This is a genomic window from Bartonella sp. AP3QHHD (assembly GCF_042195765.1).
GTDB lineage: Bacteria > Pseudomonadota > Alphaproteobacteria > Rhizobiales > Rhizobiaceae > Bartonella.
Genome location: NZ_JBHIPC010000026.1, coordinates 1 through 1818, shown reverse-complemented (window position 1 = coordinate 1818; position 1818 = coordinate 1). Strand labels below are relative to the sequence as shown.

1 protein-coding gene and 1 pseudogene are annotated in these 1818 nt (G+C 44.1%); both read right to left on the bottom strand.

Going from position 1 to position 1818, the window contains the following annotated elements; genetic code table 11:
- Nucleotides 1-911: pseudogene (locus tag ACFIL7_RS01475) on the bottom strand (hypothetical protein); the annotation flags it as partial.
- 5 nt (nt 912-916) lie between these two features.
- Nucleotides 917-1711: an alanine-zipper protein gene (locus tag ACFIL7_RS01470; RefSeq protein ID WP_375683266.1), complete on the bottom strand. Its 795-nt coding sequence runs from the start codon at nt 1709-1711 to the stop codon at nt 917-919.
- Between the last annotated feature and the right edge of the window lie 107 nt (nt 1712-1818).

The following is a 1818-nucleotide window of genomic DNA, read 5'->3' as shown; positions in this document are numbered from 1 at the left end:
ACATAACCGCAACCATCCTCACAACCGATATGCGAAATCATCCGTCTATTGTTTGTATCAACGTGTCCTCCAGACGTCTTAAGAGAAGGCGCTTGATTGCCGACAATACTGGTTGCTTGATTACTTCCATACATGCTTGGCGAAAACTCATCACTCGTCAAAAATCTCTTACTAACAGACCAAAAATCAAAGGCATGATCCGCATAGCTACGACTGGTCGTAATCGGAACACCATAGGCAGACTTTGCATTTACACCTGTCCCTGATTGAAGATAAATATCAACCCAAATATTATGCCACGGATTGTAAACCATCCCTTCTGGACTACTACGTGGGCGGTGATTTAAACACCAAACAGACTTGGGCAAAACATCCCCCGCTTGATAACCCGATAAGAGATGACCTTCAATCTCACCAACATCCGCACATAGCGTATGAAATCCACCGATCTTTTCAGAATTATCCTTTGTATAGCCATCAGGAGCCGTCGGATTTTGCGAAATTTCAAAGGATAGCTCATTCGTCTGATCTTTTAAGATGAGATATATATAATAATCCTTTCCTGCTTCAAGATCTTCGTCAAAAGTCATCCTTCCACGCCCTGGAATGCGGTAAAAGAGGTACCTACCCCCATTCTCTTCACCATGATAAAAGCGAAAACATGCCCCTTCATTGATCACAAGACCTTTTCTATTTTTCGGATCGGCTTCCAGAATTCTGTCAGGTTGATGAAAACGCACATTCTCTAAAAAATTAGTGGAAAGAGAACCTACCTTACTTTGAAGTTCAGAAAGACTGTCACTGTTCCTCTGTGCCTTCTCTTGAACTTCTGTCAATGCACTCTTCGCTTCTTCCGCTAACACTTTTGCCTCAGAGGCGGCTGTATTCGCAGAATTTGTCGTTGCTGTCACCGTGTCTAATGAACTCNAACACTCTTCGCTTCTTCTGCTGTCGACTTCGCAGTCTCGGCTACTTCCTTGGCTTCTTCTGATAAACTTTTTGCACTCAAAGCGGTTTGGCTTGCATGATCACTCGTGGATTTTGCTTCATTGGCTATTGTTTCTAAGCCTTCTGCTTTAGATTTTGCATCGCTAGCCTCTCTTAGTGCTTGATCTACTTTCTCTGTTACACTCTCTGCTGCACTTTTCGCCGCTTCCGCCAAACCCTTCGCTTCTGAAGCTGTTTGCGAGGCTTGTTCCACTCCTGTTTGCGCCGATTCGGCAACTCTCTTAACAGTTGCAACAGATTCCTTGACTTCAGCACAAGCATTCTTGGATTGTTCTGAAAGAGCCTTTGCCTCTTCTGCAATATCCTTGGCATCATCAGCTGTCCGTTTTGCGCCATCCGCCTTAAGACTTGCTTGTGTTGCTATCGTCTTAACTTCATGACTCGTCGCTACCGCGGTCGCTGCTACTTGGGTTGTCTCTGTTGCTGTTTGAGAAGCATCTTTCGCTGTTTGTTCTGCACGTTCAGCAATAGATTTCGATTCTTCTGCAACCTGTTGCGCACCATTCGCACGCGCCATGGCTTTTTCCGACTCTTGCCTTGCATTCACAACCTGTTCTAACGGCGCAAAGGTTTCATACGAATACAAAGATGCCGTCCCTAAAATCTTCGGAACAACAACGCTATCTTGCGAAGTTCCTTCTCTGATTTCCTCTTTCGTGGCTATTGGTATCAGATACTCATGACTATGATCAGGTATTTTCATCTGCTTTATTCCTCCATTAAACCTAAAATGAACACTCTTTCAAATCTTCAAACTCTTCTCTTAAGGTCTCTAAGCGCTTCTCTAAATCTTTCAGTGAACCATCAAGC